7 protein-coding genes are annotated in these 6340 nt (G+C 63.3%); 2 read left to right on the top strand and 5 right to left on the bottom strand.

The features are described from left to right. Window positions 1-197: 197 nt before the first annotated feature. The gene (locus AAFX91_RS08465) at window positions 198-818 is read right to left on the bottom strand and encodes a GNAT family N-acetyltransferase (protein WP_394566155.1); all 621 of its coding nucleotides are present in this window, start codon (window positions 816-818) and stop codon (window positions 198-200) included. A gap of 66 nt (window positions 819-884) precedes the next feature. Next, the gene (locus AAFX91_RS08460) at window positions 885-1100 is read right to left on the bottom strand and encodes a DUF1127 domain-containing protein (RefSeq protein ID WP_130578270.1); all 216 of its coding nucleotides are present in this window, start codon (window positions 1098-1100) and stop codon (window positions 885-887) included. Window positions 1101-1218: 118 nt separating this feature from the next. Here AAFX91_RS08460 and AAFX91_RS08455 point away from each other — a divergent pair, with 118 nt between their 5' ends. Both AAFX91_RS08455 and AAFX91_RS08450 read left to right on the top strand, forming a co-directional pair. Beyond that, window positions 1219-2118 carry a transcriptional regulator GcvA gene (locus AAFX91_RS08455; protein ID WP_394566154.1) on the top strand — a complete coding sequence of 300 codons (900 nt, stop codon included), beginning with the start codon at window positions 1219-1221 and terminating at the stop codon, window positions 2116-2118. Window positions 2119-2240: 122 nt separating this feature from the next. After that, window positions 2241-3551, top strand: coding sequence for an MFS transporter (locus AAFX91_RS08450; protein WP_394566153.1), 1311 nt, complete (start codon window positions 2241-2243; stop codon window positions 3549-3551). A gap of 116 nt (window positions 3552-3667) precedes the next feature. Here the strand turns inward: AAFX91_RS08450 and AAFX91_RS08445 are convergent, their stop codons facing one another. Genes AAFX91_RS08445 through AAFX91_RS08435 form a run of 3 tightly spaced genes read right to left on the bottom strand, consistent with a single transcriptional unit; the run spans window position 3668 to window position 6322 of the window. After that, window positions 3668-4081 (bottom strand): Rieske (2Fe-2S) protein, encoded by a 414-nt coding sequence (locus AAFX91_RS08445; protein ID WP_394566152.1) that lies wholly within the window; start codon window positions 4079-4081, stop codon window positions 3668-3670. Between the two features lie 52 nt (window positions 4082-4133). After that, a complete protein-coding gene (locus tag AAFX91_RS08440) occupies window positions 4134-5243 on the bottom strand; it encodes an amidohydrolase family protein (RefSeq protein ID WP_394566151.1) in 1110 nt (369 codons plus the stop codon). Continuing rightward, window positions 5240-6322, bottom strand: a complete 1083-nt coding sequence (locus AAFX91_RS08435) for an amidohydrolase family protein (protein ID WP_394566150.1) — start codon at window positions 6320-6322, stop codon at window positions 5240-5242. The genes AAFX91_RS08440 and AAFX91_RS08435 overlap by 4 nt, the downstream gene beginning before the upstream one ends. Window positions 6323-6340 lie beyond the last annotated feature (18 nt).

Genomic DNA, 6340 nt, shown 5'->3' with positions numbered 1-6340 from the left:
ATGGATGCAGCGATCCGATCACCTCAAAAGCTCTTGTGCCACGGGGGCCGTCCACATATGGGTCCCGGGTCCCGGCTACGCCAAAGGCTTCGCCGCGGCGCGCAAGCCCGGGACGACACTAGAGTGATGGCGGGCAGCCTCGTAAGCAACAAAAAGAAAAAAGCCCGGTTCTGGGGCGGCCAGAACCGGGCCAGTGATCAAACCGCAAGCGAGGAGAAAGCGGCCTTGTCGGCGGCAGCGAGCCGCCAACTGGCACATGGGATATCCCGCGGTTCGATAGCGATGTGTTTCGCAAAGCGCACCAGCTTCCAGTCGCCGGGGCTGTTGGTGAAGGCGTAACCTGCCTTTTTCGCCAGCCCGATCATGGCGTCGTTGGAACGCAAGGTGTCGCCGAACAGGCGCACCGCACCGAGCGCAGCGGCGCGGCATTCGAGATTCTTCAGGAGCGCCCGGCCGATGCCCTGGCCCTGCCAGCGGTCGTCGATCGAGACGCCGAACTCGATGCTCGCATCCTCCGCATGGAAGGCATAGCGCGCTTCGCCGACGATGACTTCGAAGCCGTCAACCATCACGGTGGCGACCACGCTGAACTGCTCGCGCTCGCCGACATGCACGAAATTTTCCAGCACGTTCTTCGGCAGTTCGCGCATGGCGCCAAAGAAACGGTTGTAACGGGAGCGAGTCGAGAGCGAGCGGAAGTAATTCTGCAGCTCCTCCGCATCGCGCGGCTCGACGAAACGCACGGTGATCTTGTCGCCGCTGCGCGAACGCAGCACGTCGGAATACTGCTTGAGATCGTCGAGACGCAGGGTGGTCATGACACGCTCTCCGAAAGAAATTGGCTGGCGCCCCGCTTCGGCGGCGACGCCAGCATTGGCGTCATCTCATGCCCGCCAGAAGGGTTTTTCGGCTTCGTGGGCGACGTCGCTCCAGGACTTGCCGATGTCGTGGAGATCGCGCTCGGACCACTGGGCCAGCTCGCGGCGCGTCTCGTAGCGCTGATGCCAGACGTGGAGGGTCTCGCTTAATTGGGTGAAGGCCTTTGCGAACAGGCCCTGTCCATGATGATTTATCATCGATTCATGGGTGCAAGTGGACATGCTCAGCTCCTATCGCTAATCTGTCACACGCAATATCGGCGCTATTTCTGCCTTGCACAAACGACACTTTGTCCCGCTTCACATGAGATAAAGTCATATATCAGGACGGATGCAGGAGATGACCGCGAGGCTGCCTTCGCTGAACGGTTTGCGGGCCTTCGAGGCCGCGGCGCGGCACCTGAGCTTCACCCAGGCGGCCGCCGAGCTGAACGTGACGCAGACCGCGATCAGCCATCAGATCAAGCGGCTCGAGCAGGAGCTCGGCGTCCGGCTGTTCGTGCGGCAGAACCGGGCGCTGACGCTGACGCCAAAGGCGGCCGAATATCTCCCCGGCGTCCGCGCTGCCTTCAACGACCTGAAGCTTGCCACCGACCGGCTGCTGCGGCGCGAGGACGACCACGTGCTGACAGTGTCGACGCTGGCCTCGCTCGCCGCGAAATGGCTGCTGCCGCGGCTTTCCACATTCCAGGAGGCGCATCCCGGCGTTGACGTCCGCATCACCACCTCGACCAGCCTGGTCGACTTCCAGCGCGACAATGTCGACGCCGCGATCCGCTACGGCCGCGGTCAATGGCAGGGATTGCGGGCCGATTGGCTGATGGCGGACGAGCTGTTTCCGGTCTGCAGCCCGTCGTTGCTCAAAGGTGAGAAGCCGCTGAAATGCCCTGAAGACCTCCGCGGCCACGTGCTCTTGCACACCAGCAACGCCAACAGCGACGACTGGCGGCTGTGGCTGACGGCGGCCGGGCTGCCGGCCGACCTCTCAAAACAACCGGGCATCACCTTCGACCTGATCTTCGTGACCATCCAGGCCGCGATCGACGGCATCGGCGTCGCCATGGGCCGGACATCCTACGTGCAGGACGACATCGCCAAGGGGCGGCTGCTGGTCCCCTTCAAGATAACGCTCCCCGCCGATGCCGGCTTCTACCTGGTCTCACCGCAGGCACGGGCTGATTCGCCGAAGCTCGCGGCGTTCCGGCAGTGGATGGTGGCATCGGCCCAAAGCAAGGCCTGAAGACCTGAAAAACCTGCAGATTTCCGGGTGACCGGCGCGTTTGCGGGTTGGTCGCATCGACTAGCTGTGCCAAATTGCCGCGCAGACGAGGCTTTTCGTCGCAGCACGGGGAGAAGACGCGCATGGCGCCAACGAGCACGGCAGAGATACCGCAGATCAAATCGCGCATCGGCGCCATCCTGCGCGCGACCAGCGGCAATTTCCTCGAGCAGTTCGATTTCTTCCTGTTCGGCTTTTATGCGAGCGCGATCGGCAAGGCGTTCTTCCCCTCCGACAACGAGACCGCCTCGCTGCTCAACACCTTCGGCGTGTTCTGGCTCGGCGCGCTGATGCGCCCGGTCGGCGCGATCGTGCTGGGCGCCTATATCGACCGCATCGGACGCCGCAAGGGCTTGATCGTCACGCTGGCGATCATGGCTGTGGGCACGGTGGTCATCGCGATCTGCCCGAGCTATGCAACGATCGGCATTGCCGCGCCCGTCATCGTGCTGATCGGCCGGCTGCTGCAGGGCTTTTCCGCCGGCGTCGAGCTTGGCGGCGTCTCGGTCTATCTGTCGGAGATCGCAACGCCCGGCAACCGCGGCTTCTACACCTCGTTCCAGTCGGCGAGCCAGCAGGTCGCGATCTTCGTCGCCGCGATCGTCGGCTATGTCCTGAGCGAGATGATCTCGCCGGCGACGGTGTCGGCCTGGGGCTGGCGCATCCCGTTCTTCATCGGCTGCCTGATCATCCCCTTCATCTTCGTGCTGCGGCGGACGCTGGAGGAGACGCCGGCGTTCCTCGCCATGAAGCGGCATCCGTCCGCGTCCGAAGTGTTCGCGTCCGCGCTCGCGAACTGGCGCATCGTGATCCTCGGCATGATGATCGCGATCCTGACCAGCGCGACCTTCTACTTCGTCACCGTCTACACGCCGACCTTCGGCAAGAACGTGCTGAAACTGTCGACGCATGACGCACTGCTGGTGACGCTGCTGGTGGCAGTGACCAATTTCATCTGGAACCCGGTCGGCGGCGCGGTCTCCGATCGGCTCGGCCGCAAGCCGGTGCTGCTGACGATCGCCGGGCTTTCCTTGATCACGGCCTATCCTGCACTGCACTGGCTGGTTGCCGCGCCGACCTTCGGCAAGATGCTGGCGGTCGAGATGATGTTCTCGTTCTATTTCGGCGTCTACAGCGGCACCATGCTCGGCTGCCTGGTCGAGATCGTGCCGTCGCATGTGCGCACCACCTGCTTCTCTCTGGCTTTTGCACTGGCGGCGGCGCTGTTCGGCACGTTCACGCCATTTGCCTCGACCTGGCTGATCGACCACACCGGCGACAAGGCCTCGCCGGGCTTCTGGCTGATGCTCGCGGCAACGCTCGGCATCATCGCGACCTTGACGGTCTATCGTGGCGGCGAGCGAGTCGAGGCGCGCGAAGCGGTTGCCGCCTGACGGAGCAATTACCGGGGAGCGCGAAGCCGTAGGGTGGGCAAAGCGCAGCGTGCCCACCATCGCGAGCACAGCATGAAATGGTGGGCACGCTTCGCTTTGCCCCCCCTACAACTCCACTACAAATCCACCACGACGTAGTCGCGTTCCACCGAGACCGCGATCGTCTCCGCGACATACGGACCCTTCACCACGTTCGTGCCCGGCTCGACATTGACCGGATAGGCCCGCGCACGGAAGCGCTTGGGGTCGCAGTAGGACTGGCCGGTGCGGATGTCGAATTCCCATCCGTGCCAGGGACAACGGATGATCTCGCCGAGTTTCGTGTACTCGATCTCGCCCGGATCGGACGATTGCGCGAGCCCGATCAACGGTCCCTCGCACAGCGAAGCGCCTTGATGCGGGCAGCGGTTCAAGAGGCCGAAGAACTCGCCCTTGACGTTGAAGACCGCGATGGGCCGGCCGTCGATCTCCATGAACTTCCGTGTGCCCGGCGGCAGTTCATTCACCGGGGCAACCACATGCCTGACCATCAGCGATTCTCGCGCATGATCTTTTCGGAAAACCGGTTCCCACTTTTCCGGATCATGCGAGCCCGTACAGCTTGCGCGCGTTGTCGAGATAGAACGCCTGCTTGTTGGCGTCGCTGACACCGGCCGGCAGCACGCGCGAGGGCTCGTCATAGTCCCAATGCGGGTAGTCGGTCGCGAACAACAGCCTGTCCCAGCCGATCCACTCGATGATCTGGAACAGATGCTCGCGGCTATCAGGATCCTCCATCGGCTGCGTGGTCCACCAGATATGGTCGCGGATATAGTCCGACGGCTTGCGCCTCAGATGCGGCACCTCGGCATGTAGCCGCTCGAACACCTTGTCGAGCCGCCAGGCCAGCGACGGCGCCCAGCCGAAGCCGGCCTCGACCATCACCATCTTCAGTTTCGAAAAACGCTCGAACACGCCTTCGAGCACGAGGCTCGCCAGCGCGGTCTGCTGGCATTGCGAGTGGCCGACCATCTCCTCGATATAGAAGCTCGGCCAGCCGGAGGCGGTGATTGGATTACCGCCGAAGCCGAAGGCATGGACGCCGACCGGAAGCCCGGCTTCCTCCGCGGCCTCATAGATCGGCCAATAGCGACGCTGACCGAGCGGCTCGACATTGCGGCTCAGCAGCAGCACCTGAACGAAGTTCGCATCGCCGGCGCGCCTGCGGATTTCCGCGGCCGCGGCTTGCCCGTCCTCATTGGCGACGACGACAGAACCCTTGAGGCGCGCGTCCTTGCTGGTCCATTTCTCGATCTGCCAGTCGTTGATCGCGGAACAGATCGCCGCCGCCAGATCCTGATTGCGGATGCCCTGCCCGGTGTTGAGCGGGTTGAGCACGCCGAGCGCAACATTGTTCGGATCGAGATGCTGCTGCTGCATGAAGGAGAGCGAGGAGCCTTGCGGCCCGCCTTCCGGCGGATAGGCGTCGCGGCGCGACGCATTCGGCTGCGCCTTGGGATAGGGCGGGCCACCCATCATGCCCTGATAGGGATGCACACCGAAGGTTTCGAGATGTGCGTGCCAGCGTTTGGCGAGGAATGGATAGAGCTCAGTTTGGGTAGCGCGCGCCGGATGGATGTCGCAATCGGCGATCGCGGTCTTGATGCTGGTGGACGATGCCGCATCGGGACGTTCACGAATCTGGACGTTCATGGCGTCGTCTCCTTCACAGGTAGCTTCAACCGGCTATAAGTCGCGAGCGGATTGTCGATCATGATCTTGCGGACCAGGTCGGGCGAAATCCCCTTCGGCAGCACCTCGTCGCCGTCGAATTGCCAGTGCGGATAGTCGGTCGAGAATAGGAGCAATTCGTCCGACTGCATATGGTCGAACAATCGGTTCAGCGTCTCGCCGTCCGGCGGCGCGTCGACCGGCTGCAGCGAGAAGCGGATGTTGCTGCGCACAATCTCCAGCGGCGCGCGATCGACCCACGGCGTCTCCATGCGGACGCCGCGCCAGAACTTGTGCAAGCGCCAGAGATAAGGCGGCAGCCAGGTGAAGCCGCTTTCGAGCATCACCATTTTCAGGTTCGGGTGGCGGGCGAATACGCCCTCGACGATCAGGCTGGTGAGTTGCGTCTGGAACGCCTGCGCCTGCGCGACATAATCCTCGATGTGATAGGAACCCCAGCCCACCGAGGTCGGCGGGTTGTGATAGGCGCTGCCGGCGTGCACGCCGATCGGCAAGCCCAGGCGCTCCGCCGCGGCATAGATCGGCCAATAGTGCCGCTTGCCCAAGGGCATGTCGCCCATAACAAGCATCAGCACCTGGACGAAGCGCGGATCCCTGGCGCAGCGCTCGATCTCCCTCACGGATTTCTCGATGCTCTGCACGGGGATCACCATCGAGCCGCGCAGCCGATCGTCCTTGTCGAGCCATTCCCTGGCGAGCCAGTCGTTCAGCGCGCGGCAAAACGTATCAGCCATGTCCTCACTGAACACCATCTGCACACCATAGAGAGGATTGCAGATGCCATAGGCGACACCGAACTTGTCGAGCGCCTGGCGCTGCATGTCGGCAAGATTGGAGCCGGGCTTGCCCTGCGCCGGCCGCCAATCCGGCCGCGCCGAGACCGGTGAATTGACCGGATAGGATTGCGACAGCAGATCCGTCATGCCACGCGTCGTCACCTGGTCGCGCCAGTAGTCGTTCATGTACGGCAACAGGCTGGTCAGATGGGGCACGGCGGGATGCAGATCGCAATCCACGCCACCCCCGATCGGCGACGTCATGACGTTTCCTCGTTTAAG

The sequence above is a fragment of the Bradyrhizobium sp. 31Argb genome (assembly GCF_043638955.1).
Taxonomy (GTDB): domain Bacteria; phylum Pseudomonadota; class Alphaproteobacteria; order Rhizobiales; family Xanthobacteraceae; genus Bradyrhizobium.
This window is presented reverse-complemented; position numbering and strand designations above follow the sequence as displayed.